Annotated in this window: 28 protein-coding genes; 18 read left to right on the forward strand and 10 right to left on the reverse strand. The window is 64.9% G+C overall.

Translation table 11 applies throughout. The features are described 5' to 3' along the window. The first annotated feature begins 24 nt into the window (after positions 1-24). The 8 genes from A3E1_RS45185 (at position 25) to A3E1_RS0128485 (ending at position 8,090) form a co-directional block, all read left to right on the forward strand. Positions 25-609: a hypothetical protein gene (locus A3E1_RS45185; protein ID WP_020524200.1), complete on the forward strand. Its 585-nt coding sequence runs from the start codon at positions 25-27 to the stop codon at positions 607-609. Positions 610-922: 313 nt separating this feature from the next. Then, positions 923-1,276, forward strand: a complete 354-nt coding sequence (locus A3E1_RS0128455) for a type II secretion system protein (RefSeq protein ID WP_020524201.1) — start codon at positions 923-925, stop codon at positions 1,274-1,276. Between the two features lie 87 nt (positions 1,277-1,363). Next, on the forward strand, positions 1,364-2,443 hold the full coding sequence (locus tag A3E1_RS0128460) for a type IV pilus twitching motility protein PilT (protein ID WP_020524202.1): 1,080 nt from the start codon (positions 1,364-1,366) through the stop codon (positions 2,441-2,443). Beyond that, positions 2,440-4,227: a GspE/PulE family protein gene (locus tag A3E1_RS0128465; RefSeq protein ID WP_020524203.1), complete on the forward strand. Its 1,788-nt coding sequence runs from the start codon at positions 2,440-2,442 to the stop codon at positions 4,225-4,227. The genes A3E1_RS0128460 and A3E1_RS0128465 overlap by 4 nt, the downstream gene beginning before the upstream one ends. Beyond that, positions 4,227-5,432: a type II secretion system F family protein gene (locus tag A3E1_RS0128470; RefSeq protein ID WP_020524204.1), complete on the forward strand. Its 1,206-nt coding sequence runs from the start codon at positions 4,227-4,229 to the stop codon at positions 5,430-5,432. The genes A3E1_RS0128465 and A3E1_RS0128470 overlap by 1 nt, the downstream gene beginning before the upstream one ends. Beyond that, the gene (locus A3E1_RS42540; RefSeq protein WP_020524205.1) at positions 5,432-5,902 is read left to right on the forward strand and encodes a type IV pilus modification PilV family protein; all 471 of its coding nucleotides are present in this window, start codon (positions 5,432-5,434) and stop codon (positions 5,900-5,902) included. The genes A3E1_RS0128470 and A3E1_RS42540 overlap by 1 nt, the downstream gene beginning before the upstream one ends. Continuing rightward, entirely contained in the window at positions 5,893-6,528 is a 636-nt protein-coding gene (locus A3E1_RS42545) for a PulJ/GspJ family protein (RefSeq protein WP_020524206.1), read from the forward strand. The genes A3E1_RS42540 and A3E1_RS42545 overlap by 10 nt, the downstream gene beginning before the upstream one ends. Next, a complete protein-coding gene (locus A3E1_RS0128485; protein ID WP_040392108.1) occupies positions 6,525-8,090 on the forward strand; it encodes a hypothetical protein in 1,566 nt (521 codons plus the stop codon). The genes A3E1_RS42545 and A3E1_RS0128485 overlap by 4 nt, the downstream gene beginning before the upstream one ends. Here the strand turns inward: A3E1_RS0128485 and A3E1_RS0128490 are convergent. Together A3E1_RS0128490 and A3E1_RS0128495 are read right to left on the reverse strand one after the other, a co-directional pair. Beyond that, positions 8,087-8,866, reverse strand: coding sequence for a prepilin peptidase (locus A3E1_RS0128490; protein WP_157631792.1), 780 nt, complete (start codon positions 8,864-8,866; stop codon positions 8,087-8,089). The genes A3E1_RS0128485 and A3E1_RS0128490 overlap by 4 nt on opposite strands. 66 nt (positions 8,867-8,932) lie before the next feature. Then, a complete protein-coding gene (locus A3E1_RS0128495) occupies positions 8,933-9,538 on the reverse strand; it encodes a TetR/AcrR family transcriptional regulator (protein ID WP_026208930.1) in 606 nt (201 codons plus the stop codon). 76 nt (positions 9,539-9,614) lie between these two features. Here A3E1_RS0128495 and A3E1_RS45190 point away from each other — a divergent pair, with 76 nt between their 5' ends. After that, positions 9,615-9,983 (forward strand): DsbA family protein, encoded by a 369-nt coding sequence (locus tag A3E1_RS45190; RefSeq protein WP_020524210.1) that lies wholly within the window; start codon positions 9,615-9,617, stop codon positions 9,981-9,983. Next, positions 9,983-10,252, forward strand: a complete 270-nt coding sequence (locus A3E1_RS42555) for a mycothiol-dependent nitroreductase Rv2466c family protein (RefSeq protein ID WP_020524211.1) — start codon at positions 9,983-9,985, stop codon at positions 10,250-10,252. Before A3E1_RS45190 ends, A3E1_RS42555 begins: the two co-directional genes overlap by 1 nt. A 7-nt stretch (positions 10,253-10,259) precedes the next feature. Here the strand turns inward: A3E1_RS42555 and A3E1_RS0128510 are convergent, their stop codons facing one another. Continuing rightward, positions 10,260-11,498 carry a S1 family peptidase gene (locus tag A3E1_RS0128510; protein ID WP_020524212.1) on the reverse strand — a complete coding sequence of 413 codons (1,239 nt, stop codon included), beginning with the start codon at positions 11,496-11,498 and terminating at the stop codon, positions 10,260-10,262. A gap of 164 nt (positions 11,499-11,662) precedes the next feature. On the opposite strand from A3E1_RS0128510, the gene A3E1_RS45195 reads away from it, so the two are divergent. Further along, positions 11,663-13,156 carry an RNA polymerase sigma factor gene (locus A3E1_RS45195; RefSeq protein ID WP_020524213.1) on the forward strand — a complete coding sequence of 498 codons (1,494 nt, stop codon included), beginning with the start codon at positions 11,663-11,665 and terminating at the stop codon, positions 13,154-13,156. Here A3E1_RS45195 and A3E1_RS0128520 read toward each other — a convergent pair. Next, on the reverse strand, positions 13,153-13,593 hold the full coding sequence (locus A3E1_RS0128520) for an SRPBCC family protein (RefSeq protein WP_211216012.1): 441 nt from the start codon (positions 13,591-13,593) through the stop codon (positions 13,153-13,155). The genes A3E1_RS45195 and A3E1_RS0128520 overlap by 4 nt on opposite strands. A 2-nt stretch (positions 13,594-13,595) precedes the next feature. Then, a complete protein-coding gene (locus A3E1_RS0128525; RefSeq protein ID WP_020524215.1) occupies positions 13,596-13,835 on the reverse strand; it encodes a hypothetical protein in 240 nt (79 codons plus the stop codon). 70 nt (positions 13,836-13,905) lie between these two features. Here A3E1_RS0128525 and A3E1_RS0128530 point away from each other — a divergent pair, with 70 nt between their 5' ends. Beyond that, positions 13,906-14,409 (forward strand): hypothetical protein, encoded by a 504-nt coding sequence (locus A3E1_RS0128530; RefSeq protein ID WP_020524216.1) that lies wholly within the window; start codon positions 13,906-13,908, stop codon positions 14,407-14,409. Here the strand turns inward: A3E1_RS0128530 and A3E1_RS0128535 are convergent. The 3 genes from A3E1_RS0128535 to A3E1_RS48600 all read right to left on the reverse strand — a co-directional run bounded on the left by A3E1_RS0128535 (position 14,402) and on the right by A3E1_RS48600 (position 16,895). Then, a complete protein-coding gene (locus A3E1_RS0128535; protein ID WP_020524217.1) occupies positions 14,402-14,884 on the reverse strand; it encodes a GNAT family N-acetyltransferase in 483 nt (160 codons plus the stop codon). The two genes, A3E1_RS0128530 and A3E1_RS0128535, sit on opposite strands and share 8 nt — an antisense overlap. Before the next feature lie 181 nt (positions 14,885-15,065). After that, entirely contained in the window at positions 15,066-15,722 is a 657-nt protein-coding gene (locus A3E1_RS0128540) for a phosphotransferase (protein ID WP_020524218.1), read from the reverse strand. Positions 15,723-15,812: 90 nt separating this feature from the next. Next, positions 15,813-16,895, reverse strand: a complete 1,083-nt coding sequence (locus tag A3E1_RS48600; RefSeq protein WP_245571448.1) for a LysR family transcriptional regulator — start codon at positions 16,893-16,895, stop codon at positions 15,813-15,815. Positions 16,896-16,971: 76 nt separating this feature from the next. Here A3E1_RS48600 and A3E1_RS0128550 point away from each other — a divergent pair, with 76 nt between their 5' ends. From A3E1_RS0128550 to A3E1_RS0128565, 3 genes are all read left to right on the forward strand, one after another. Then, positions 16,972-17,619: a succinate dehydrogenase cytochrome b subunit gene (locus A3E1_RS0128550; protein ID WP_026208931.1), complete on the forward strand. Its 648-nt coding sequence runs from the start codon at positions 16,972-16,974 to the stop codon at positions 17,617-17,619. Between the two features lie 129 nt (positions 17,620-17,748). After that, positions 17,749-19,686, forward strand: a complete 1,938-nt coding sequence (locus tag A3E1_RS0128560; RefSeq protein WP_020524222.1) for a fumarate reductase/succinate dehydrogenase flavoprotein subunit — start codon at positions 17,749-17,751, stop codon at positions 19,684-19,686. Then, the gene (locus A3E1_RS0128565) at positions 19,683-20,426 is read left to right on the forward strand and encodes a succinate dehydrogenase/fumarate reductase iron-sulfur subunit (RefSeq protein ID WP_020524223.1); all 744 of its coding nucleotides are present in this window, start codon (positions 19,683-19,685) and stop codon (positions 20,424-20,426) included. Before A3E1_RS0128560 ends, A3E1_RS0128565 begins: the two co-directional genes overlap by 4 nt. On the opposite strand, the gene A3E1_RS42565 is transcribed toward A3E1_RS0128565, so the two are convergent. Beyond that, the gene (locus A3E1_RS42565; protein ID WP_020524224.1) at positions 20,413-21,237 is read right to left on the reverse strand and encodes an aminoglycoside phosphotransferase family protein; all 825 of its coding nucleotides are present in this window, start codon (positions 21,235-21,237) and stop codon (positions 20,413-20,415) included. The two genes, A3E1_RS0128565 and A3E1_RS42565, sit on opposite strands and share 14 nt — an antisense overlap. Further along, positions 21,234-21,830: an alpha/beta fold hydrolase gene (locus A3E1_RS0128575; protein WP_020524225.1), complete on the reverse strand. Its 597-nt coding sequence runs from the start codon at positions 21,828-21,830 to the stop codon at positions 21,234-21,236. The genes A3E1_RS42565 and A3E1_RS0128575 overlap by 4 nt, the downstream gene beginning before the upstream one ends. A gap of 61 nt (positions 21,831-21,891) precedes the next feature. On the opposite strand from A3E1_RS0128575, the gene A3E1_RS0128580 reads away from it, so the two are divergent. The 3 genes from A3E1_RS0128580 to A3E1_RS0128590 all read left to right on the forward strand — a co-directional run bounded on the left by A3E1_RS0128580 (position 21,892) and on the right by A3E1_RS0128590 (position 26,732). After that, positions 21,892-22,296 carry an HIT family protein gene (locus A3E1_RS0128580; RefSeq protein WP_020524226.1) on the forward strand — a complete coding sequence of 135 codons (405 nt, stop codon included), beginning with the start codon at positions 21,892-21,894 and terminating at the stop codon, positions 22,294-22,296. A gap of 70 nt (positions 22,297-22,366) precedes the next feature. Beyond that, positions 22,367-24,697 (forward strand): hypothetical protein, encoded by a 2,331-nt coding sequence (locus A3E1_RS0128585; protein ID WP_020524227.1) that lies wholly within the window; start codon positions 22,367-22,369, stop codon positions 24,695-24,697. Beyond that, positions 24,678-26,732: an alkaline phosphatase D family protein gene (locus A3E1_RS0128590; protein ID WP_020524228.1), complete on the forward strand. Its 2,055-nt coding sequence runs from the start codon at positions 24,678-24,680 to the stop codon at positions 26,730-26,732. Before A3E1_RS0128585 ends, A3E1_RS0128590 begins: the two co-directional genes overlap by 20 nt.

The following is a 26,732-nucleotide window of genomic DNA, read 5'->3' on the forward strand; positions in this document are numbered from 1 at the left end:
GGCTGAACGGTAAGCTCGCGCGTCATGGTAGACATCAAGCCGATCGCCGGGCGGGTAGGCCACGTGGGCGGCATCGAATCCATGACGGTCGACGGGCGCAGGTGGTTCTTCGGTTTCGACTACAGCATGGACACAGCGGTCTCCCCGCTCATCGACGATCCGGCTCGCATGGCGGCATTCGCCAGTGAGCACATGCTGCAAACCGACGGCCCACACGACGCCGCTTACTGGCGCGACCTCGTTGACTCCTCCGTCGAGATGTCGGACATCGTGGGTGAGGACGAAGACCGCACCTTCGACAGTGAAACCCTTGCGGCACAACGGCTAACGCCCAGCACCCAGCTCATGTACCTGATGGGCGCGGCGACGGCGTGGAACGACTTGTTCTTCGAAGACGACGCCGTGCAAGCCGCGTTCGCCACGATCGGTGTCAAGGAGCAGGACCGCGAAGACTGGGAGTGTCTCGACCAGTGCATAGCGGCGGTCGGCTCCGGCGACGCCGGGGTGAGCATGGCCGCCGCGGAAGTGATGACGGCGTACCAGCGATTCATCTTTGGCAATTTGCCGGCGAACTGGCCTGAGGTATTCGCCGCCCTGGCGCCGAGATAGCGCCGGATTGTCCAACGTCAAGTCCACAAAGCACAGCCCTCATCTTGGTGAAAGTCCAGGTGAGGGCTGACTGCTTTCTGACTGTAGGGGTGACCGTTTGCCTCACCCTGGTAACTGATCAGATTGGGACGGTCGCTAATCGTGTGGTTGGGCTGGAGTTAGCCAACACAGTTGGCGTACCGTCGCCGATGCGGTGCGAATGGGCGCAAGAACCCGTCAGCCGTGATGAATTTTGCTCAGTTCACCCCTGGTGCGCGGGGGACTCTTCCAAATGTCGGTGGCTTCATGCCGCCTGTCCGCGACAGGAGAACACGTGTCTCAGCGTTTCCGGAATCTGCGTTCGAACGACAGCGGCTTCACGCTGACCGAACTGCTGATCGTCATTGTCATTCTCGGTATCCTCACCGGGATTGTGGTCTTCGCGGTCGGCGCCTTCAGCGACCGCGGCACGACAGCGGCCTGCAAGTCCGACAAGAAGGCAGTCGAAGTCGCGGTTGAGGCCTACCGGGCGAAGACTGGAAACTATCCGTCTGCTTTGGACAGCGACGCCCGTTTCGCCTTGCTGACCACCGGCCCCAGCAACTACCTGCGGGAGAAGCCTTCCTCCCCGGACTACACCATCACCATTTCCGACAACCTCGGCACCGTCGCGTCCGTCGGCTGTTGATCCGCCTTCTGGGCGAACGGCAAGCGGTTTGCCGTTCGCCCAAAGGATTTCGGTACCACGAAGCAGTGATGGAGAGGCTGGCCTAACGTGGGTCCGCGCATTGATGCGCTCCTGGAACAGGTATGGCAGGCAGGCGGCACTGACCTGCTGCTCACCCCCGGTGCGTATCCGCAGATGCGAGTGCACGGAACGCTTCGGCCCGTGCCCGGCAGCGGCGAGCTACGCGACAGCGACACCGACGGACTGCTCGGTGAGCTGATCGCTGGGCTTCCACGGTCGGCAATGGACGATCGCATGGAGCACGACTTCGCCATCACGTGGCGAGACCTAGCTCGCTTGCGCTGCAACGCTTTCCGCCAGCGCAGTGGCATCGCCGTGGCCGTGCGCGTGATTCCCCGTGCCATCCGCACGATTCATGAGCTTGGCCTGCCACCGGTTCTGGGTGGCTTTGCCCGGCGGCACCAAGGGCTGGTGCTCGTCACGGGCCCGACCGGCTCAGGCAAATCAACGACGCTCGCCGCGATGATCGATCAGATCAACAGCGAGCGGGCCTGTCACATCATCACGATCGAAGATCCCATCGAGTACCTGCACGATCACAAGCGGGCGATGGTGAGCCAGCGTGAAGTGGGCGTCGACACCAGAACGTTTCCTGATGCTCTGCGCTCGGCTTTGCGCGCCGATCCCGACGTGCTGCTGGTCGGCGAAATGCGTGACCTGGACTCGATCCGGTTCGCCCTGACGATCGCCGAAACCGGCCATCTGGTGTTCGCGTCACTGCACACCAATGACACCGCACAGGCCCTGGCCCGCATCATCGACGTCTTCCCGGCCGAGCAGCAGGAGCAGATCCGCACCCAGCTCGCCGCCGCGCTGACAGGCATTGTGTACCAACGGCTTTTGCCTCGCTCCGGCGGCGGACTGGTCCCGGCGGTAGAGGTTTTGCTGGCGAACTCCGCGGTGCGCAACCTCATCAAGGAGAACAAGACCCACCAGTTGCGCAATGTGCTGCTCACCAGTCAGCAGGAGGGCATGATGACCTTCGAGAAGTCGCTGTCGATCCTGCTGCGCGCCGGCGCTGTGACGTACGAAGACGCGGTGGCCTATAGCCTTCACCCGAAGGAAGTCGAGAACAGGCCCATGTTGCCAGCGGGTGCATCGGCATGAGCCTGCGGAAGTTCTTCAAGACCGGCGAAGCCAGCCCGGCCGAGGAGTTGCAGGCGCCAGCGCCCCCGGTGACAGCCGACCTGAGCATCCTGCCGGGCGGTCCAAGGCTGGGCGAACGTCTGGTCGACCAGGGCCTGGTAACGCGCGAGCAGGTGATGTCGGCTCTTGCGGACAACCGGCTGGGGCAGCCAGCCCTGCTGGGCCAGCGCCTAGTCAACGCCGGGCTGCTCGATGAGCGCAACCTCACCCGTGTCGTGGCCGCGCAATACGGCATGGAGGTTCTCGATCTGCGTCAGGTCACTTTGGACCCCGCCACAGCCAGACTGCTCGACGAAACCACCGCACGACGGGTCAAAGCCATCCCCGTAGCCGTTGATGGCGAACGGGTTCTGGTCGCCATCGCCGTGCCATCGGCGGCGAACCTTGCCGCGCTAAGGGAAGCGCTCGGCCGGCCGGTTGTCTTCCGGGTCGCGCCCTATTCGGAAATCGTTCAGGCGCTGGGCACGACATTTCGTGCCCTGACCGGAATCAGCACTCAGGTGCGGGTGTTCGAGGCGCAAAACTCCCAGCGGCGCATCGACGTTGGCCGCACCGACACCGCCGTCGGCGATGACGACGCGCCCGCGGTCAGGGTCGTCCACATGATCATCACTCAGGCGTTGCGGGACCGCGCGTCCGACATCCACATCGAACCGCACGCCGATCAGATCCGGGTGCGTTACCGCATCGATGGCGCTCTTCACGATGTGCTCGAACTGCCCGTCGTCATGGGACCGGTGATCGCCAGCCGGCTAAAGATCCTGGCCGGGATGAACATCGTCGAGCGCCGCCGCCCGCAGGACGGCCAGATCAGCATGGAGATCGAGGGCCGCAGCGTCGACATTCGCGTCTCCACCACCGCTGTGCTCGAAGGTGAGAAGGTGGTGCTGCGTCTGCTGGACAAGAGCCGCCGCATGTATCTGCTCGGCCAGCTCGGTATGCCCGAGGACATGGTGTCGCGGTACACGGCCTTGCTGCGCGCACCCTACGGCATGGTGATTTGCGCGGGGCCAACGGGAAGCGGCAAGACCACGACCCTCTACGGCTCACTCGCTGAGATCAACACGCCGGAACGCAACGTGATGACCATTGAGGACCCGGTCGAGTACCGGGTCGAGTCGATTAACCAGATCCAGATCAATGAGGCGGCCGGCATCAGTTTCGCCGGTGGCCTGCGCTCGATCCTGCGCCAGGACCCCGATGTCATCTTGGTGGGGGAGATCCGCGACATCGAGACCGCGCGGATCGCGGTGCAGGCGGCGCTCACCGGCCACTTCGTCCTGTCTTCACTACACGCCACCGATGCGCCCGCGGCCTTGCAACGGCTGGGCGGCATGGGAATCGAAAGTTTCCTGATCGCGTCTTCGGTTACCGCGGTCATTTCGCAGCGGCTGGTCCGGCGGATCTGCCAGCATTGCCGGGAGCCCTACCAACCGTCGCCCGAAGAGCTGGCGTTTCTGCAAACCCTTGGGGGACAAGCACCGCTGGGCGGGTTTGAACGCGGTCACGGGTGCAACTTCTGCGCCCGCACCGGCTATCTCGAGCGCATCGGTGTCTACGAGATGATGCCGGTGACCGACCGGATCCGCGATCTCATCCTGGACCGCGCCTCACATGACGAAGTCCGCAAGGCGGCACAGGCCGAAGGACTGCGGACGCTAAACGATGAGGCCGCACGGCTAGTCCAAACCGGAGTGACGACGTTGAGCGAAGTGCTCCGCTCTATCTATGTAATGGGGAGCTGATGGCCAAGTTCAGTTATGTGGCTGTAGAAGCCGATGGCCGCAAGGCCGCGGGCACCCACAGCGCGGCTAACCGTGCCGCGGCCGAGGCCGAACTCAACAGCCGCGGGCTGCGCATCATTCAGCTCAACGATAAGAAGAGCTTCCTGCAGGCCGAAATCACTCCGGCACGGGTCAAGCGCGAAGAGGTCATGCATCTTTCGCGGCAGCTTGGCGCGTTCGTGCGGGCGGGTTTGCCGCTCATCGAGGCGGTGCACATCCTTGGCACCGAAGCGAAGAACACCTCGGTACGCCGGATGATGTCCGATGTCGAGGAAGGCCTGCGCCGGGGCGAGAAGCTCTCGGACTGTTTCAACCGGCACCCGAAGATCTTCCCGGAGTTCTACCGCGGGATTCTGCGCTCCGCTGAGCTCACCGGGCGCCTGGACACGGTGCTGGACCAGCTCGCCCGCTACCTCGAACGCGATATCGAAGCACGCCGCAAGATTAAGTCGGCGCTGATCTATCCGGCCGTCATCGCGGTGATGTCGGTGGTAACCGTCGTCATCCTCACCGGTTTCGTGCTGCCCAGATTCGAAGTCTTCTTCGAGGGCCTAGACGCCGAACTGCCGTGGGAAACCCGTTTCCTGCTCGAAACCGGCCGCTTCGTCACGCGGTGGTGGTGGGCGCTGATCGCCGCTGCGGTGGCGTTGTGGGCACTCGTGTTCGCGATCCTGAGAACGAATCCCGGCCGGCGTCTGCGCGACCGCGTCGTGCTGCGGATACCGATGATCGGGCTGACCATTCGCTATGCCCTGATCGAGCGGTTCTGCCGGGTGCTGTCGTCTATGGCCGGTGCCGGGGTCGCGCTGCCAGAAGCGCTGCGGGTCGCCAAGGAGTCGCTGCGCAACCGGGTCTATATGCAGGCGCTCGACGACGTCGGCGAGGCGATGCTCCGGGGCGAAGGGCTCGCCGGGCCGTTGGCCCGCACAGCTGTCTTTCCGCCCACCGCCGCCCGGATGATCCGCGTCGGCGAGGAGACCGGAACCCTTGAGACACAACTGGAAGTGACCGCCAGATACTACGAAGGCGAGCTCGACTACCGGCTCAAGAAGCTCACCGCCCTGTTCGAGCCAGCCGTGATTCTGGTCATGGGAGGCGTCGTCGGGTTCGTCGCCATCGCCTTGGTGCGCGCCATGTATGGCGTGTTCTCGCAGGTGGAAATCTAATGGCGAAACGACGGAGCGCCGAGCGTGGCGACACCCTCCTCGAGTTGCTGATGGCGGTCGCTGTCATGGGCATCGCTGTCGTGGCGGTCACCGGCGGCATCGCGGTGAGCATCCGGATGTCAGACGTTCACCGAAAGCAGGCGCAAGCCGGTGCGTACATTCGCGACTTCGCCGAAGCGGTTGAAAAGGCGGTAATGGCAACGCCGTCGGGCTACGTGCCCTGTGCGCCTGCCGGAACCTATGACTCCTACTACACGCTTCCCAGTTCCTTCACCCGGCCCACGCCCACACCCGTGAAGTACTGGGACGGCACCACCTTCGGCGCCAGCTGCACGGCAGACAAAGGAGTCCAGCAGTTGCTGCTGCGGATAGACAGCAGTGACAACCGGGTCAGTGAAACGCTTGTTGTCGTCATCCGCAAGCCATGCCGGTCCAGCATCGACTATCCCCTGGACGCGGCATGCAGCTAAAGCGCGACGACCGTGGTGTGACCCTCATCGAAGTCCTTGTCTCCGTGGTGATTCTGGGCATCATCATCGCTCCGCTAAGCGCCGCGCTGATCGCCTTTCTGCGCAACACCGATGACACCACCAGGCGCATGGACGAGTCGCACGACGTGCAGATCACGGCGGCCTACTTCACTCAGGACGTGCAAGCCATCGGTGTGCGGGACTGGAGCACCTCGCCCTACCGCCTGCGGCAGTCGATCGAACTGAACGCACCCTTCAACAGTGGCTTGTACCCATGCGGCGCGACGGGGACCCCGAATGCCTTGGTGCGCTTCGCCTGGGACGACCCAAGAAGTGCCGCGGCCAATCCCGTCGTGATCGCCGCGTCCTATGTGGTCATGCCGAGCACCGACGGCCTGGAACAGCAACTGCACCGCATCACGTGTGCCGATGGTGTCGTGCAATCCGATGTGGTGCTGGCACACAACGTTGACGGTGTACTGTCGCCGCCGGGCTGTCCCACGCCCGCTGACTGCACCACGGTGCCCCTTCCACAAACTGTGTCGCTCCAGCTGAACATCAAAGATCCCGGCAACACCGGCGCGGCGTTAGCCGTCACTCTCACCGCTCAGCGGAGGCAGACATGATCTCCAGGGCAGTATCGCGACTCAGGCAGGGTGGCCGCGACAGCGGAACCTCACTCGTGCTCGCCCTCATCTTCGTCGTCGTGGGCGCGGTCGCCCTCGGCGCCATCCTCACGTTCGCGGATGCCAGCATGCGCACCACGATGGCGGTGCGGCAGCAGGCGATCAACGCCGCCGCGGCTGACGGCGCGGCGAAGCTGGCGATCAACCAGCTCCGCAACGGCGATTACAGCTACGCCGGCGGGAACTGCTTTGGCACGGCACCGGATTTCGCGGTACCCAACTTCCAGCCGGCCGGAGCTAACCCGATCGCGGCGGTCGTGACGTGCGAACCGGATGTGACACATAGCGCGACCGAATACGGTCTGGCGATCACTCCCGCGAACAGGCCCGGCAGCGCCATCCTCACCATGTCACCACTGGGTTCCAGTGAGAACGGCATCCGGCTCGATGTGGCCGGTGGGCGAACGCTGCGCGTACACGGTGATATCTATTCCAATAGCACTATCAACGTGGTGCAAGGCAGCCTCGTCACCAACACCGCCGTGCGGGCCAGGGGGACGTGCAGCGGCACCATCACCAGCACCCCCGCCCCGCAGTGCGGCCTCGGCTCAGGCCCCGACCCGCGCAGTGTGGACCCGAACTACGCGGCCCCAACCGCACCGGCCACGCCGAGGACCGTGCCGCCTTGCAGCGGGGCCAACAAGCTCGTCACGTTCAGCCCCGGGCTTTACACCGATCTGGTGGGACTGAACAACATGATGCGCAGCAGCGGCTGCCGCGACAGCATCTTCCACTTCCTGCCGGGCACCTACTACTTCAACTTCCCCGGCAGTGGCGAGTGGCTCATCGACACGGGATATCTCGTCGCCGGCACCCCCACCTCACCGCTCGTGGCTGGCACGGCACCGTCGATCCCGGGCGCCTGCCAGAGCCCGATCCCGCCCAACCCCATTCCTCCGGGCGGCTGGGTGCGGCCAGGACCTAATGCTGGGGTCCAGTTTGTCTTCGGTGGACAGAGCCGCGTACGGATCAAGGCCGCTGAAGTCGAAATCTGCGGCACGTACTCAACGACCAGCCCGCCGATCGCGGTCTACGGCCTCAAGACGGCCGTTGGTTCGGTGCCGGCGCAGAGCGGTTGCGTCACCGCCACGCCCTATCCGTCGACCGGCTGTGCGGTCATCAAGTCGGACAACTCTCCTAATAGCGCGGTCTACATCCAGGGCACGACCTATGCGCCGCGGGCCGCTTTTGACATCTCGCTGAATAACCTGACAGGCCAGGTCTTCCGCTACGGCATCATCGCCCGGACGCTGCTGCTGGCACCGACCGGCAGTGCTGACCTGTCTGGCCCGGTCATCGAAGTGCCCGACGAGACCAACGGCGCGGGCATGCGCAGCGTTATCTACCTCAACGTCTACATCTGCCCGGGTGCCAATAGCTGCACGGTGGGCGCCGGGCTGAAACGGCTAAGTGTCAAGGTCGCTCTCGTGGATCCGAGTGGCATTCCGGCCGCCGGCGCACGTGAGGTGACCGTCTACAGCTGGAGTGTGCTGCGAGGCTAAGGCAACAGTCCAAGATAGAGCGACGCGACGGCCCCGGCCGTTGGCAGGGCGAACAAAGCTCCGCCAATCATGAAGGGGCCGAAGGGAATAGCCGTTTTGCGCCCGGTCCGGCGGGCTGCCATGAGCGCCGCGCCCGCGACGGCACCGAAGACGAACCCGGCGAACCCGCCAACGATGAGTGCTGTCCACGAAATGTAGGCCAGGACGCCGCCGATGAGCCCAGCCAGCTTGACATCGCCAAAGCCCATGCCAGCGGGGTGAATCAGGGCGAGCAGGAGGAAGAAAAGAAACAGTGCGGCGGCACCGATCCCGGCCCGCCCCAGGGCCCACCAGTCGCCACTGATCGCCGAAGCGATGGCCAGCAGGACGGCCAGCACCGGATAGGACGGCAAGACAATCGCATCGGGCAGACGGCGATGGTCAATGTCTATGACCGCGAGCGCGACCCCCGCGGCGGTGAAGAACAGGTAAGCCGGCAACCCCGGCAGCAAATCCATGCGGCTCAGCTGAACGGTGACGCCTAGAAACAGCACGGCTGTGGCGGCTTCCACGACGGGATAGCGCACGCTGATGCCGGTGCCGCAGTCAGCGCACCGGCCGCGCAGGACCAGCCAGCCGATGACGGGGATGTTATGCCGGTGCCGGATCGGGTTTTCGCACACCGGGCAGCGCGACGGCGGCCGCAGCAACGACCCGCCACTGGGCACCCGGTGGATGACCACGTTGAGGAAGGAGCCCACCGCCAGCCCCAGCAACAGCATCACCACAGCCAGCATCGTCAGCACGATAACGGGTCAGCGTCGTGGGAGGAAGATGGCGCTGAGCCGGCGCCACGATCGTGGTCAAAGGAGCTGGCTGATAAGCAAATCGGTGAGCCACTGCTCGTAGTCGTCTGCCGTCCAGCCACGTTCGTGGATGAGCGTGCGGTAGATCTCGACCAGGGTGCAGGTGAGAAAGCGGTCCATCGCCTGATCACGGGTCAGGCCCGGGGCCAGGTGGGGGACAAGCGAATCAATCAGCTTGGCGACTTCGCGGTCGCGGCTGGCGAGAACTTGGCGCTGCACCTCGGCCATCTGTGAGTCGGTGCGGGCCGCGTCCTGATAGATCGCGATGACGTCATTGCCAACGTCGTATTGGCGGCGCTGCATATGAGCGGTCATGCGCAACCGCTCCTGGGGATCCGGCTCCGATAGGGCGTCGGCCGCCAGCTGCGGTGTCTGGGACTCGGCCATCCACATGCGGGTTATCTCGGCAAGGATCGCCGCTTTACTTCCCAAGGCGGAGTAGATGGTTTGGACGGGGATATCGGCCGCTTCGGAGATCCCCGCGATCGTCGTGGCCGCGTAGCCGCGCTCGGCGAACAAGGTGCGGGCAGCGCTGGCGATCTGCTCCCGCGTCGCCATTGCCTGCCGCTGGCGGTGGGTCGGGCCTTCCCTCTTGACAGCCACGCTGGCAGCGTAGCAGTCTGTTCATGATAGTTCTGATATGACGAACATACCGATGCTCTGACGATTGAGGTGTGCTGTGCTGCTTGACGTTTACGTTGATCCGTCCTGTCCGTGGAGCTGGGTCGCCGCGCACTGGCTGACCGAGGTCCGCGAGGTCCGCGACATCGAGGTGAACTGGCGGTCGTTTAGCTTGCTGCTACGCGACGGCGACCACGCTCCGGCTGGCATGCCGCCAGAAATCGCCGCGATCGCCCTGCAAGCCTCACGCCAGTCCCTGCGGCTGCTTCGCCTCTTCGAGGCCCTGCGCCACGACGGCGACACCGCCCTGATCGAGCGGCTCTACTTCGCTTGGGGCAGCGTGTCTTCGCGCCCGGCCCGCCGGCGCCACCAGAGCCCAGGCTCATCAGCGAGCTCGCCCGGCAACATGAGGTGCCCGAGCGGTTAGTGTCCGCATTGGATGATCCGGTCTGGGACGAACAGATTCAGAAGTCAATGCAGGCGGCGGCTTCGGCCCTCGGGCAAACACCTATTACGCCAACGATGGTGCTCACGGGACAGACAGCCATGGCCCTGGCTGGCCCGGTGCTGTCGGCGGCACCCAAAGGTGCCGCCGCTGCCCAGCTTTGGGATGCCGTGTGTGCCATGGCCGCCGAGCGGGCCTTCCACTCGCTGCACCGGCCGGCTCCCTTTATGCCGGAGTTTCCAGGGAGATAACTGGTGTTCAGGCGCCCGTGTGCAGCACGTTCACGTTGAGCGTGGATTCCACCGCCCGCACGCCTTGATAGATAACCTCACATTCGCCTTCCACACCGCCGATCAGGATGCCGTAAGCGTTGTGGCTAGCGAACATCGGGCCGCCGCTGTCGCCGGGCTGGCCGCAAGCCGTGGCGTAACCCAGGTTTGTCATGGTGAGCCCGTCGACATTGGCCGTCAGCCCCAGCTCTTCCACCTCACCGCACGTCGTTATCTTGCTCGCAGCGCCCTGGGCGCAAATGCGCATGCCCAGCACGCTGCGTTTGTCGGCCCGGATGGTGTAGTTGGCGTTCGGGTAAACGTATGGGCCCCAAGGCACTTGGATCCACGCCTGCGGTTGCCAGTCGACCGGGTCGTTGACGCGGATGATGGCCATGTCGCCGATGTAGGTGTCGACATATCCGCTCCACGTTCGGCCGATGTCCTTGGATACGCCGTCGGTGTCCTTGGTGCTCCAGTTGGCAGTCCAGCCGGTGATGCAGTGGCCTGCGGTCATCAGGTACTTCTTGGTGTCCACTTTGGACTGTGTCATGAAAGCACTGCTGCACCACGTGCCCGGGTAGTTGATTTTCACGCCGCCGCGCAAGGGCCAGTCGCAGTAAGGTGCCACGCAAATGTAGGACTTGAAGCGCCGCGGCGCCGTCTGCACCAGAGCATCGCCAAGGGAAGCCCGGGCTTGCTTGACCAGCGCCTGCTGCGCCGGGGTCAGGTTTTCGGTGGGTACGCCGAAAGCGACGCGATTGAGGTCGGTGCGGATCCCCGCCGACAAATAGACCGCAGCGCCCTGGTTGACCCGCACGATTTCGCGGGCCAGCCAGGCGTTGTGGTTCAGCAACATCGACCACGGCCGGGCGACCACAGCGTAGTCATAGCCACTGAGCCCGATCGCCTGCGCGGCCCGCTCAACGATCGCTTTGTGTTGTGCGCTAACCGTTTTGACGACACCGACCTTGACCCGGTCCGTTTCCGCGTCCATCCACACGCCGCCGAAGTCGGCACCGAGATCGGTTTCCAGGCGCTCTTCCAGATCGGGAGCCAGCGAATGGCGATGCAGGCGCAGCTCCGCCTCTTTCACACTGATGCCACGCTGTTCGGCGTAGCCGAGGGCGTCGTGATTGGGCGGGGGATCGGCCGCCGCCGCAGGCGCTGTCCAGCCCAAACTTACGGCGGTGGTGAGGGCGACTATCGCCATCGAAGCTTTGCGCACATGGCCTCCATCGTTAGATACGGCAGCTACACCTTGCGAGGTCCGTTGAGGCAAATCAATGCGCAGTAACTAATCCGACGGCCGTATGATCCGGAAGACTCACATATAGCTTGGTCTGTCCGCACGGGCACACGGCAGCGGGCGCCGCGGGCATAATCCAGCCTGTGGACGAAGATCCCTTACGCGAGTACACCCGGGCACGGCTGCCTCATCTGTCCAAGGTGGCCTATCTGCTCACGGGACAGCACGCGCGCGCCGAACGCCTGGTGTGGCAAGCCTTAGCCAAGGCAGCGGCGCAACGCGGCTCGATCGACGTGGGGCGCCTGGACTACACCGTCCTCAAACCGTTGTACCGCGACTACCTGTCGCTTGGGCAACCTAGGCCTAAGGCGCTGCACGGCGGCGCCAGCAGGAGCAAGGAAATCCGGGCGGCCGTGGTCGCCCACCATTTCGAGGGCATGCCTACGGCAGAGGTCGCTGAGCTGTTTGGCTGGCGGGAAGCCAAGGCGCAGCGGCTCCTTCAGGCGGCCACCGAGAAGATCCGGTTGGCTGAACTCACGTCAGTGCTAGCAGTCCAGGCTGATGCGGCACGGGTCTATCAGGTCACGACGCAAGCGTGGAAAGAGGGAAAGCTCAGGCGCCGGCGGCTCGTGATCGCCGTTGTCGCGACGTTGTGCGCGGCCGGGATCGTGACGACCGTGCTGATGAACTTTCCGTCCCCAGTGCCGCAATCGTTAGGGATAACCGATCCGTCCGCTTCCCCTTCGCCGGCCCTTCTCGGCCGGTGCGGCGTCACCAAACTGGCCCTCCCGCCCGGTTCCTGGGTTTCCAGCACCGCACAGCGCATCGACCCGTCCGGCAAAGTCGTGGGCGGCATCGTCACCGACGCGTCCGGCAAGCAGCAGGCCGTGCTGTGGAACCAGGGAAAGCCGCAGCTGCTAACGATTTCCGGTTCTCAGGTCGAAGTGCGTGACGTGAGCGCGTCTGGCAGCCTGGTCGCGCAAAACGGTGCCTACACGTGGGTGTTCGCCAACAGCCGCTACTTCAAGCCGTTCGCCGAGGCTGTGGCTATCAACGACATCGGGCGCGCTGTTGGGCATATGAAGGGAAAGGCGGCCATCCTCTACGAGGGCACCCGCCACGATGGCCCGATCCTGCTTGGCAGCGTCAATCAGGGAAACCAGCACAGCACTGTCATCGATCTCGACGAGCACAGCACCGCGGTCGGGGTGAACTACGAAGGCGACTCCACGATCCCAGGCAGGCTGGAAGTCTGGCACAAGGGCGGCAGTGCCGTCTTCATGCCTGGCGGGCTGCCACAGGGAGCGCAGGTCATGCCGCTGTCCATTCGCGACTCACTGATTGTGCTGCAAGTCGTGGTGCCCGGCGAACCGGTGCAGTACGCCACCTATCATCTGGCCCGCGGTTACAGGGCCGCGGCGGAAATGCTGCCGGATATTGACCGGGGGTGGACCTACTCGCCAACCCGCGTCCCTTACCGCCTCGATCCCGCTGGGCAGAAGGTCGAGCGGTCCACCGGCTACTTCACCTTGGACACATTGCCGGACACGACCGGGCTGACCGTTCATTCGGTCGCCGACGAGGTCCGCGACCTGGCCGGGCAGCACGGCAACGCCGCCACCGTCTGGCACTGCTAGGGCGCGGTGCGGTCCAGTGCGGTGGCGATCGCTGTTTCCCACGATCGGAGGAAGGCGGGGTAACCGCTGGCGAATTCGGCCAGCTCGCGTTCGCCGGTGTCGCTTAGAGCGGTGAGGTCGTAGTCAACCGTCACGCGGCTGTGTCCATCGTGGACCTCATCGAGGGTCACGGTTACCGTGCCCGCGTTGACTTGCGGGATCACGCGCGCGTAGCGAACACGCCTGCCCACCTCACGGTCCACGACAACCCATGTCGTGAGCCGCTCGTGGTTACGCGTTTCGAACACGGTGCCGGGATCGGTGTCGTCTTCAGGCCGCCCACCGGGAAAGACGGGATGCCAATGGGGTACCCAGTCCTGCTCGCCAAGTGGGGTAAAGAGCCGGAACGCTTGCCGCACCGGCAACGGCACGGTCAGGGTGCCACTGAGGGCGACCATCATTACTCCTTGAGTTTGTGTGAGCTGGCGGCCGTGAGCGTGAGCCCGTAGACCGACTTGAGCTGATCGATCTTGGCGAGAGTCTCTTTGCTGAAAGGGCTTTTGCCTTCGAAGGCGTGCAGTGCGATGCCCTCAACGAGATCGCCGAGGGACAGGTCGAGATATTCGGCGAGCGCTTTAAGCACCTTCAGCGTGTTGCGTTCTATCCGCAGCCCGGTCTGGACTCGTTCGACTGTTACCATAGTACCAAGGTAACAGTCGGATCGTCGTGATCGCCCAGCCAGCTGCCCAGATGCGGTGAATAATCAGCCTATGCAGGCGTTGCTGGTGTCACTGACAGAGGCGGAACGCGCACTGGTCCGGCAAACCGAGCGCGACCAGATGGCAGGGCTCGACGAAGACGAGCTCATGGCATTGCTCGTGCGGGTTCGGCGGGCCCGCGATAAATACACGACGCTGTACCGGCGCCAGTCGGCCAGCAGAGTCACCAGATCCGGCGGGCGCGGCAAAGCGTTCGCCAAGGGCACCATGGACCGGGGCAAGGCAGAAGTCTTCGAAGACGCCCTAGCGCGTGTGAGCCGGCGCCTCGCCGCCGCGGCCAGGGCGACAGCTCAGGAGCTCAAAGCCGAACGCATCGCCGAAACCCGGGCCGCCCGTGACACAGCGACTCCGGCGACTAAGCGGGCCAAGGCGCCACTGCCAACCGCTCAGCGCGCGACGAGGCGGCCGCAATCGCCCAACCGTGTCAAGCGCCACGCTACGACGCGGGCGGCCGGAGCACGCCGTCAGTCCCGAAAGGACAGTCGCGTCAGTTGATGAGCGGGCTGCGCCGTTCCACCATGATGTCGTCGCGCCAGGTGCCAAAGTGATTGGCGATCCGTTCGCGGACACCAACGACACGAAAGCCGCAACTTTCGTGCAGGGCAAGGCTCGCCTTGTTCTCCGGGAAGATTCCGGATTGGATGGTCCAGATCCCTGCCGCCTCGGTTGACTCGATCAGCGCGTAAAGCAGCGCTTTGCCGACACCTTGCCCTTGTGCTTGGGGCGCAACGTAAACGCTGTGCTCAACGACACCGCGGTAGACGAGCCTGGGGGAGACCTGGCGCACGGCCACCCAGCCGAGAATGCCGTCCTTTTCCGCGACGAGCCGGTGCCCGGTTAGCCGTGAAGCGTCGAAGGCGGCCCAGTCTGGAGCGGTGGTGTCAAAGCTGGAGTTGCCGGTGTCGAGGCCAGCCTGGTAGATCGCCAGGACCTCGTCAGCGTCAGCCACAGTCATGGGTCTGATCAGCATGCGCCCACGATAGGCAGCTCTCGTTTCCAGTCTGTTTCCCCGATAGGCTAGCGTCCTAGGATCGCTAGGGATGGTGACGTCCCGGCCGGCATTGAGGATGCTTTTACCTTTCAAACTAGCGTCCTAGGATTTCCTACGCGCAGTGACCTGCGCAGAAAAGCCTATTTGGACCTCCGCTTCGCTACGGCCTCATCAAAAAGAGCATTTCCGGGACTTGATCGAGTACGCCGGTCTCATGCGCCGTCATGGTGTTGTTGTTGCGGCGCATCGTGATCGCACGGCCCACGTGAGCGTCGATAGGGGAGTCGATGCCAAGAAGGAAGGCGCGCAGCAGGGCACGGGCCGCCTCGGCCAGGTCGCCGTCCACGAGCCCGGACAGCACGGCCTGGGCGATGGTGACAGCGGTCAGGGCGTTGTCGAATCCGGGCGGCCCGTCGGTGCCGTTGCGCCAGTCGATGACAACTGGCCCGGCCGCGGTGAGGATCACGTTGTCTGGGTGCAGGTCGAGGTGCAGCACGCGATCGGTGGGGTCGGGCGACGATAGAGCGGCAATGGTGTGCAGCTTGTTGAGCAGGTCGGCCAGGGTTTCGCCGCACCACGTGGGATCGAGCCGCCCGGCGAACAGTTCGGCCAGCATGGTTGGCCCGTCCACGCGTTGCATGATGAGATCGGGGCCGTCGCCTGAGAACACCTCGGGCACAGGAAACCCTTGTGCGGCAACGTATTTCATCACACTCATCTCGCGGGCGACATCGCCGCCTTCGCGGTAGCGGCGCAGGACGCGCCCGTCGCCGATGGCGTAGACGTCTGCTTCGCGGCCGGTCCCGATCAACTGCACGCGCCGATGGTAAGGGGGCGGCGCCAGCGGGATGCGGGCGTGGCGTCACCGTGACGAGATCCTTGCCGTGATCGACGGGCTGATGGCGCGTTAGATCGGCTCGACGCCTGCGGGGAGGCGGCGCCAGGCGGCGGCTTCGGTGAGGTAGGTGTGCAGGACACCGCGCAGGGCGCGGGCGGCGTGGGTCGGGGTGACATCGCGGCGGTGTGCCAGGGCGATGGTGCGTTGCACCCCAGGGGATTGCAGGGCGGTGGAACGCAGGCCGGGCCGTCCATTAAGGACCATTGAGGGTACTAAGGCGACGCCTAGCCCGGCTTCGACGAATCCGAGGACGGCGTCCATTTCGCCTCCTTCGATGGCGAAGGTGGGCTCGAATCCGGCTCTCCGGCAGGCGTCGAGGGTGACGTCGCGCAGGTCGTATCCGTGGCGGAACATGACGAGCGGCTGTTCGCGCAGGGCGGTTAGGGGCACGGGTGCGTTGCGGCGCATGGCGTGTGCGGCGGCTTCGGTCAGCGACTGCTGTGCGCGACGGCGCTGGGCGCGGCCAGGGTCATGCGGCGCGGGTTCGGGATGCTGTGTGGCAGGAAGCGGCGTGCCCTCTGCAAGCCGTGGGGTGGATGTGGGGCCCGGGTGTAGTTCGGGGAGGGTCGCGGCGGAGGCGACGACGAGGGATTCGCGCAGGATGGGCTCGGCGGTCAGGGAGGGGTCGGTGCCGTCGGGCGGCAGGACGATGAGGGCGAGGTCGAGGCTGCCTCGGGTGAGTTTGCCGACGAGGTCTTGTGAGCCGCCTTCTTCGATCTGCAGGCGGACGCCGGGGTAGCCCTCTTGGTAGCGGCGCAGCACGGGGGCGACGAGGCTGGTGCACAGGCTGGGGGTGGCGCCTAGGCGCAGCCGGCCGCGGCGTACCCCGATGAGTTCGTCGATTTCGAGGCGGGCGGTTTCGGCGTCGGCGAGGATGCGCCGGGCGCGGGGGAGCAGAGCTTCTCCGGCGGGGGTGAGGGAGATGTTGCCTCTGACCCGGGTAAATAGAGAGGCGCCTAAGTCTTTTTCGAGGGCGTGAATCTGCTTACTCAGCGAGGGCTGGCTCACACCGGTGATCTCGGCGGCCTGGGTGAAATGCCTGCTCTCGGCTACCGCTACGAAGTATTTGAGCTGCTGCAGCTGCACGTCGATAGCCTATGGCTATCGCATCCCCGGTCGCCATGCATTGGACGCAAGCTCACACTGGGTGTTCGCTGTGAGAGTGGAGTTGACCAGGTCTTCTGTAGGAAAAAAGATCATCATGGCGGTGAGTGGAGCGCTGCTCATTGGCTTCCTGTTTCTCCACATGATCGGCAACTTGAAGATCTATTTCGGGGCGTCTTCGTTCGACTCGTACGCGCACTGGCTGCGCAAGATCGGTGAGCCGATCCTGCCGTACAGCGGGTTCCTGTGGATTCAGCGCGTCGTGCTGCTTGTGGCGATCGGTGCGCACATCTGGGCGGCGACGTCATTGGCGATCGCGGCACGCAAGGCCCGTCCGGTCGCCTACGCGCACCGGCCGAAGGTGCAGGGCAGCTACGCGGCCCGCACGATGCGCTGGGGTGGGGTCATCATCGCGCTGTTCGTCGTCTACCACCTGCTGGACCTGACGACACGGCACCTGAACCCGGTCGCTGACACGAATCAGGCGTTCGGCGCGGTCACCGCTGACTTCGCGCCCGGGCGCTGGTACGTGACGCTGTTCTACACGCTCGCGGTCGTGATGCTCGGCTTCCACTTGCGCCACGGTGTCTGGTCAGCGTTTCAGACGCTGGGCTGGAAGTTCCCGCGCACCGTCGCCCTGGCGGTCAGTGTGTTGCTCTGCGCGGGCTTCCTGATGGTGCCGCTGTCCGTAATGTTCGGAATCATCAAATGATCGCGTCCACGATGGATATCCACTTTGTAGCCTCTATGTCCGTTGCTCTGAGCCTGGGAAGCGCGGACCTTGACGGCCTCGCGGGAGGAACGGTCGTGACCGCCGCGGACATCGGAGATGAGGGTTTCAATGCCTGACACGTTCTATACCGAAGGTGAGCCGGTCGCGGACCGTAAGGCGCCCGATGGCCCGATCGAGACGCGCTGGGAGCGGCGGCGTTTCGGCGCGAAACTGGTGAACCCGGCCAACAAACGCAAGCTGACCGTCATTGTGGTGGGCACGGGGCTGGCGGGCGGCAGTGCGGCGGCGACGCTGGGGGAGCTGGGCTATCAGGTTAAGTCCTACTGCTATCAGGACTCCCCGCGGCGGGCGCATTCGATCGCGGCGCAAGGCGGGATCAACGCGGCCAAGAACTACCGCAACGACGGCGACAGTGTGTACCGGCTGTTCTATGACACGGTCAAGGGCGGTGACTTCCGCAGCCGCGAGTCCAATGTGCACCGGCTGGCGCAGATCTCGGTGCAGATCATCGACCAGTGTGTGGCGCAAGGGGTTCCGTTCGCGCGCGAATACGGCGGGTTGCTGGACACCCGCAGTTTCGGTGGCGCACAAGTGAGCCGCACATTCTATGCCCGTGGGCAAACGGGCCAGCAGTTGCTCCTTGGCGCCTATCAGGCCCTGGAGCGGCAGATCGCCGCTGGCACGGTGGAGATGCATGAGCGGCACGAGATGCTTGAGCTGATCGTCGTGGATGGACGGGCACGCGGGATCGTCGTGCGTGACCTGGTGACCGGTGAGGTTTCCACCGAGTTCGCCGACGCCGTGGTGCTCGCCAGTGGCGGCTACGGCAATGTGTTCTTCCTGTCGACGAATGCCAAGGGCTGCAACGTTACCGCGTCGTGGCGGGCGCACCGCAAGGGTGCGCTGTTCGCCAACCCGTGCTTCACACAGATTCACCCGACGTGCATTCCGGTGTCTGGGGACCATCAGTCGAAGCTGACGCTGATGTCGGAGTCGCTGCGCAACGACGGCCGCGTGTGGGTGCCGCTGGCGAAAGGTGACGCGCGCAAGCCGAGCGAGATCCCTGAAGACGAGCGCGACTACTACCTCGAGCGCATCTATCCGGCGTTTGGCAATCTGGTGCCCCGCGACATCGCTTCACGGGCGGCCAAGAACGTGTGCGACGAAGGCCGCGGCGTCGGGCCTGGCGGGCTGGGCGTGTACCTCGACTTCGAAGCCGCCATCAAACGGCTCGGGCACGCTGCCGTGAAAGAGAAATACGGCAACCTGTTTGAGATGTACGAGCGGATCACCGGGGAGGATCCGTTCACGACACCGATGCGTATCTACCCGGCGGTCCACTACACCATGGGCGGGCTATGGGTCGACTACGACCTGCAGGCCACCATCCCGGGACTGTTCGTCATCGGGGAAGCCAACTTCTCCGACCACGGCGCCAACCGGCTCGGCGCTTCGGCGCTGATGCAAGGTTTGGCCGACGGTTACTTCGTGCTGCCCAACACGATCGGCGACTACCTGGCCGACGGGCCGTTTGAGAAACTGTCCGGCGAACACCCTTCCGTTAGGGAGGCGAAGTGGGCGGTGGAGGAACGCATCGCCAAGTTCCTGTCCATCAACGGCGACCGGACCGTCGACTCGTTCCACCGCGAACTTGGGCGCATCATGTGGGACTACTGCGGCATGGAACGCACCGACGCCGGGCTGCGCAAGGCCATCCAGCTCATCCGCGACCTTCGGGACGAGTTTTGGGCCCGCGTCAACGTTCCCGGATCGGGCAGTGACCTCAACCAGTCCCTGGAACGCGCGGGGCGGGTCGCCGACTTCTTCGAGCTCGCCGAGCTGATGTGTGTCGACGCATTGCACCGTACGGAATCGTGTGGTGGTCATTTCAGGGCCGAGTCGCAGACCGATGACGGTGAAGCCCTGCGTGACGACGAGACGTTCAGCTACGCCGCGGCGTGGGAGTACACGGGCGGAAAGCCCGTGCTGCACAAGGAAAACCTGACGTTCGACTACGTGAAGCCGTCGCAGAGGAGCTACAAGTGAAACTACATCTGCGGGTGTGGCGGCAGGCCTCCGGCGGCGTGCGCGGCGAAATGGTGGCCTACGAGGTCGACGACGTCTCACCGGACATGTCGTTCCTGGAGATGCTCGACGTCCTCAACGAGCGCCTCACCCTCGAAGGTGAGGAGCCGATCGCGTTCGACCACGACTGCCGTGAAGGCATCTGTGGCATGTGCTCACTGGTAATCAACGGCACCGCGCACGGTCCGCAAAAAGCGACCACCACGTGCCAGCTGCACATGCGCTCGTTCAACGACGGCGACACCATCGACATCGAGCCGTGGCGGGCGCGGGCGTTCCCGGTCATCAAAGACCTGGTCGTGGACCGTTCCGCGTTCGACCGCATCATCCAGGCCGGCGGGTTCATTTCCGCGCCAACCGGTTCGGCGCCCGACGCGCACGCCACACCGGTGCCCAAAGCTGACGCCGACGACGCGTTCGAGGCCGCGACGTGCATCGGCTGCGGTGCCTGTGTCGCCGCCTGTCCCAACGGGTCCGGGATGCTTTTCACCGCCGCGAAAATCACCCACCTCGGGTTGCTGCCGCAAGGCCAGCCCGAGCGGGACGCGCGTGTCATCGACATGCTGCACGCCCACGATGAGGCCGGCTTCGGTGGCTGCACCAACACCGGCGAGTGCACGCAGGTGTGCCCGAAAGGCATTCCGCTGGCCTCGATCGCGCGGCTGAACCGCGACTACCGCGACGCGGTCAAACGAGCGTAGGTTTTCCCAGCTCCGCAAGCCACCCCGCGACCGGGTCGTCCCACCGGGCGACCTCGGCCGGGGTGGCTTGCGTTAACGCCCGCTCCCACGACATCGCCCGGCCCACCTTCGCCAGCTCGACAGCTTGGCTGGCCTCGTGGCGCAGATGCCTGGCCGGGGCCAGATCCGTCCACGGTTCCAGATAGGCGTCACGGGCGCGGGTGATAGCCGCATCGCCGGGTTTGAGGTCGTGCTGCATGGCGAAAACGTTCAGCGACACCAGCAGCACACCGAACGGGTGCGACACGCTCGCGTCACCCCAGTCGAAGACGCGCCCGTCGGCGAACACGTTGGCGTCATGCAGATCGTCGTGCTGAAGGGTCAGCGGGACACTGCTTTCAAACGGCGGGGGCGGTAAGGCGTTGCGGGCCTTGGCCCACGCCCGCATCGTTTCGGGACGCTGATCTGGTACCCGCAAGGAAAGCATTTGCCCACTGTGGACGGACAGATCACGCTGCAGCTGGGCGTGGGCGGCCAGCATCTGATCCCAGTCGCCGCCACCGTTGTCGCGCAGGGTTTGCCCGCCGTCGGGCAGCAGTGACCAGCCTCGTTCGGCGTCGATCGCGACCGGCTCAAGCACCCGCCCCGGCGCCCACTGCGCCAAGGCCCGCATCAGCGACGCCTCATAGCGCGTAGCGCCGCGGTTCTCCTTGAACCAGAACACACCGTCAGCCGTGGACACCTTGACGACGAACGACCACGGCCGCTCTTTGACGACCTCAAGTTCACCTACAGGTTTAACGTGACCGCGGATCCAGTCCTCATAGGTCATAGCGTGCTCACGAAACGGTCCATGGCCACGGTGACATCGCGCAGGATCAGCGCCGAGTTGGCCGGGTCGTCATCGGTTTCCAGGCCGTGGTCGGCGCCGGGGATCTCGCACACCGGCTGGCCGTAGCTGCGTGCGGTGCTGGCGTTCCAGCTGGGGTCGGCCGTTCCGCCCACGAGCAGAAAAGGCTCACTCATCCGGTCGAGGTCGGCCAGAATGGTGTCCTCATTGATCAGTGGGGTCAGCCAGATCGCCGCCAGGCCGCGGTCGGCCGCTGTTTTAGCCGCGAGGGTACCCAGTGACTTGCCCACCAGCACGATCTGTGCCGCCGTCTCACCGTCGAGCAGCCCGCTGACCTGTTCGTCAACCCACGTGCGCTGAGCGCCACGCTTGCCCGGCGGGGCCTGCGGCGGCACGTGCGGCCACCACACGTCAAGCGTGCTCCAGCCGTGTTTCCTGAATACCGCGCGGGCGAAATGCAGCAGAGGCCGATCCGGTGAGTAGCCGCCGCCCGGGATCAGCAGCGCGAGTTTGCCGGGATCACCATCGGCACGTGCGGGCAGAAGCCAGGAGGGACGCGAATTGTCGTCAGCCATCTAGCCGACGTTACCAGTGGCGGCTGCCAGCGCCCGGTGGTTCTGCGGGCATGATGGGCAGATGGCCGACTGTCTGTTCTGCTCGATCGCCGCCGGGAGCACACCCGCGTTCACCGTCTACCGCGACGACCTCGTGCTGGCGTTCCTGGACATCCGGCCGGTGTTCAAAGGCCACGTGCTCGTCATCCCGCTGGAGCACGTGCCGGTGCTGACCGACCTGGCCGAGACGGGACCGTATTTCGACCGGGTCAAGACCTGTGCCGCGGCGGTGGAGTCTTCGCTGCAAGCTCAGGGCACCTTCGTGGCGATGAACAACCGGGTCAGCCAAAGCGTGCCGCACCTGCACACCCACGTGGTCCCGCGCACGAAAGGCGACGGGCTCAAAGGGTTCTTCTGGCCACGCACCAAATACGCCGGCGATGACGAAGCCCAGTCCTACGCCGAACGCATCGCCGCCGCCTGGTAGCGCCGCGGCCTGCGCAAAAGGCATTCAGAAGGCCGGATCGCCGTGGCCTAGGTCCTCGTTGGACGGTGATGTGACGACACAGCTGCCGCCCTTCAAAGACGCCTACTCCACCCTGACGGTGGCCGTGTATGAGCCGTTGATCCTGCGATGGGTTTCGGACTGGGCCCTGGGCACTTTCGCCGCCGTCGTGGCCTGGCGCGCGCCGAAAGGTGCCATCGCCCACCGGGTCCGGACGGATCTGCCGACAGCCATGAGAGTCAACGCCGCCCGCCGGATGCTGGAGCCGGACGCGCCGGTGACGCCGGCCGGCGCGAGCCCCAGCGAGCTAGGTGACCTGCGGCGCGTCAGGTCCGGTGAACTCGCCGGCTGGCGCACCGCGTTGCGGGAACTGCGGTCGGCCGACAACCTCGCGCGGTTCGTGCCCACGATCATTAACCGTGGCCTGGGCAGCGTCCCACCCGACTTCGACTTTCACGCCACGCAAACCCGGCTCCTGCTGGACATGACCACGACCGTGGACGCGTGGGTCAAATCCCCGCGCGGCGCCGGGCTGTCCGCCCGGCTGGCCAAGGCGATCGGAGACCGGATCTACGACTATCTGCCGCCCGGGTCCATCGAGGAGGCACTGTCACCGATCGGCGTGGCCCACTTCTACCGGCAGCTTTATTTCAACCTTGAAGAGGGCTACGGCCCCATCGAGCAAGCGTTCACCGTCGCTCCACTGGAGACGCTTGAGGTGCTCTACGAGTCGGTTCGCCGGCAAATCCACGAGGAGCAAGTAGAGCTGGGGACAGAGCAAGTCAGCGAGAACGCGGTTGAGGAAAAGAACCTCGAGGAAGTCTCCGACAAGGTCTCCTCGCTGGTGCAGCGGGATAACTCCGTAGCGATGTCGGTGACGGCATCCGGTGGTGCCGCGGGCATCTGGCAGGCTGGTGCCTCGGCCACCACGAACATCAAGGCCAGTGCGCAGAACGGGCGGGAAGAAAGCACCCGCAGGCTCAAAGAGGTCACCACCAAGGCATCCGAACGGATCACCAAGTCGTTCAGCCTCAAGATCCGCGACGTCACCGATGTGACGGCGACCAACCTGACCCGCCGGGTCATCCGCAACGACTCGCCGGAGCCGGTCAGTTATGGCCTGCGCCGGGTGTTGCGTAAGGTCCGCGTGAAAGTGCAGGATCTCGGGCCACAGCTGGTGTGGCAGGTGTACGTGTGCGATCCCGGCGCAGGGCTGGCCCGCAGCAAGTTCGTGCATTTCCGGGAGGCCAAAGACATCACCATCCCCGACGTGCCGCCCGGCTCGCCGCCCCGCCCGCAAGGTGGCACAGACACCGGCAACACGTCGGCCACGGTCTACGACGCCCCGGCACCAGGCCTTCTCGCCGGTGTGCGGATCCCGACTATCGACCTCGTCATCACGCCAGGTCCCGGGCGCAGGGTCACCGGAGTAGCCGTCGACTCGATCACCGACCTAGAAGGCAGCGGCGGCAAGGACGACGCGGCACCGGCACCGCTCAACGCCATCCAATGGGGCGAGAGCTGGAACGAGACCGCGGGCACCTACACCGTGCACATCGCGGTCCACAAAGGAGACTCCAACGCCGTCAACCTTGGCTACACCTACACCTGGGAGCCGACACAAGAGGCCTTCGACCGCTGGGACGCCGACGTCGAAACGCTGCGGCAGCAGCTCACCGAACAGTCGGCGCAAGCGAAATTCGAACGGGAGAAGGCGCTGCTCACCGAGATGAGCAAGATCCGCCCACGGCCCGCCTCGGACCTGCGCCGCGAAGAACGCTACGAGGTGATGAACCGGATGGTCTCGCAGCTGTTCGCACGCGGCGACGACGCTTCGTACCCGGCCCCGCTGGAGATCGAGTATTTCCACCGCTACTTCGACATCGAGATGATGTTCACCTACACCCACCCCAGCTGGTGGAAACCGCGCTACGCACCGGTGGCCACCGGGCTTGGCCGTCAGGAATACGCGATCACCGCCGACAGCGAACCTGCACCGATGGGCAGCTCCATCGGATGGTGCATCCAGGCCGACGGCGACACCCGCCGTAACGAATTCCTAAACAGCCCATGGGTTCGCGCTTGCCTGCCGATTCGCCCTGGCCGTGAACGCGAAGCCATCGCCTGGCTGGCCAAGCACATCGAGGGCGAGCGCGGATACGACCCGAAGACCGGCCCGCTGGCCAATGTCCTGCAAGACATCGAAGCCACCCGGCGCGAGCAGCGGGCCGTCACGCCAACCGGGCCGAACTACGTCGCGGTGGACTCACCGGTGGGCGCTCCAGCCCAGCCGCTCACACCGCAGGACGTCTACCCCATCATCGACGAGTTCGACGTGACCGTTCCGACGGAAGGTTTCATCTATGACCGGCTTACCATCTGAGCCGGTCATTCTGGCCGGGCCCATCATCCGGCGGGCCACCCCTGAGCGCATCCATCTGTGGCTGGCGACCTCGCAGGATCTCAAGCTCGACGCCGAGATCTACAGCGTGAACAACCCGTCGGGCTATTCTCCGTCGGTCACGCAGGCGATCTCCACACGTGGCCCAGCCCAGACCACGCCGCTGCAGCTGGGCAAGAACCTCTGGATCCACCTTTTCGACGTCGTGCCACGCTCCGAAAAGGACACCTTCCCGGTCGACCAGCTGCTGGCCTACGACATCGTCGAGGACGGCGGCAAACGCAAACTGGGCCAGCTCACCAGCCTCAGCGACCTGATCATCGACCCATTTCCGTTGCCGACATTCGTGCTGCCCGGGCCGAAGGCCACCGCCCGAATCGTCTACGCCTCCTGCCGCAAGTTTCACGGAGACGGCGAAGACGCCATGCTAGCCGCGGAAGAACTCCTGAAACGCAACGCCAAAGACCCGGCGAAGCGGGCGGCGACCCTGTTGCTTACCGGCGATCAGATCTATGCCGATGACGTCGCCGATGTGCTCGCCAAACCCCTGAACGAGTGGGCCACCAAGCTCATAGGCCGGGCCGAGAGCCTGCCAGGCGTACCAGAGCCAGGCAAGATTAACGTGCGCGGGCGCGCCCGGTATCTCAAGGAACAAGCCAAGTTTGGCGCGATCACATCGACCGCTGCCCACAACCACCTGCTGACCTTTGGCGAATTCGCCGCGATGTACCTGCTGGCCTGGAACGCGGAGCTGTGGCCGAACCTGTGGGACCCGGTGCTCGCCGTCGACCCCAAGGACAAGCCAAGCGGGTTCGAGAAAAAACTCGTCGAGCAGAAGGCCAAACTCGACGAGGCTCGCAAAGGCAGCAAAGCCGCGCGCCGGGTGCTGGCGAACATCGCCACCTACATGATTTTCGACGATCACGAAGTCACCGACGACTGGTACCTCAATCCCGAGTGGACAAAGGCGTTCCTGGGAAACGCGACCGGCAAGCGGATCATCCTCAACGCGCTGTGCGCCTACTGGGCGTTTCAGGCCTGGGGCAACACACCGCAGGCTTTCGACATCGCCACATTCCTCAACCCCATCAGTGAGTACTGCCGCACTGGCCAGGGGGAGGCGGCGGCTGAGAAGGCGGTGCTGGAGTACAAGGAATGGTCGTATGTGACCCCGACCAACCCGCCGGTCCTCGTGCTCGACTCACGCACCGGGCGTGAAGGCACCAAACCGGAGACCGACTGGCGGGTCGACGAGGGCAAGCCGCATTTCTTCCGCCGCGACACCAGGGCGCCACGGTTACTCGGGCCGCAGGAGCGGGCACGGATCGCTGGCCTTCTCCAGCCGCACGCCGGAGCGGAGATGATGGTGGTGGTAGCCCCGGGACCGGTCTTCGGCGTCGACGCCATCGAGACAGGCATCGAAGTCTATGCGGTCATCAAGGGTGCCGCCGCGGCCGACCTCGAATCGTGGCGGCCCAACCCCTACAGTTTCGCCGACCTGATGCGGCTGCTGGCTGAGGCACGGCTGTCCACCGTGGCCATTGTTTCCGGCGACGTGCACTACGCGTTCCAAGTGGCCGCCCGGGTCAGCGTTAGCGGCCAGCAGCTAAGAATCGCGCAATTCACCAGCAGCGCGTTGAAGAACAAACCCACCGGCGCAGAAGATCCGCTGTCAAAATACCTTGGCACCTCAGGGCCTTTGCCGATGCAAGGCGAGTTGCGCTTTGAGAACCACTGGTGGATTCCCAGCGGCGAGGGCCCGACCGCCCGCGTGCCCGCTGCCGCCGCCGAGGCACTCACCTGGGCCAAGGAGCGGTTCCGCCGCGACGCGGACATCGTCGAGCAGGTCAAGTACCTGTCCCACATGGGCAACAAGCAGATCGTCCTGCAGCACAGCAATGTCGGCGAGCTCATCATCACCGGCGCCGCCATGACGCACCGGCACTGGGCACAGCTAAAAGGACAGACCCAGGGTCTGCCGCAGCAAGCGCTCGACCCGGGATCGTGGCCGGTCTAA

Origin of the sequence: Catelliglobosispora koreensis DSM 44566, assembly GCF_000379685.1 — a bacterium.
Lineage (GTDB): Bacteria > Actinomycetota > Actinomycetes > Mycobacteriales > Micromonosporaceae > Catelliglobosispora > Catelliglobosispora koreensis.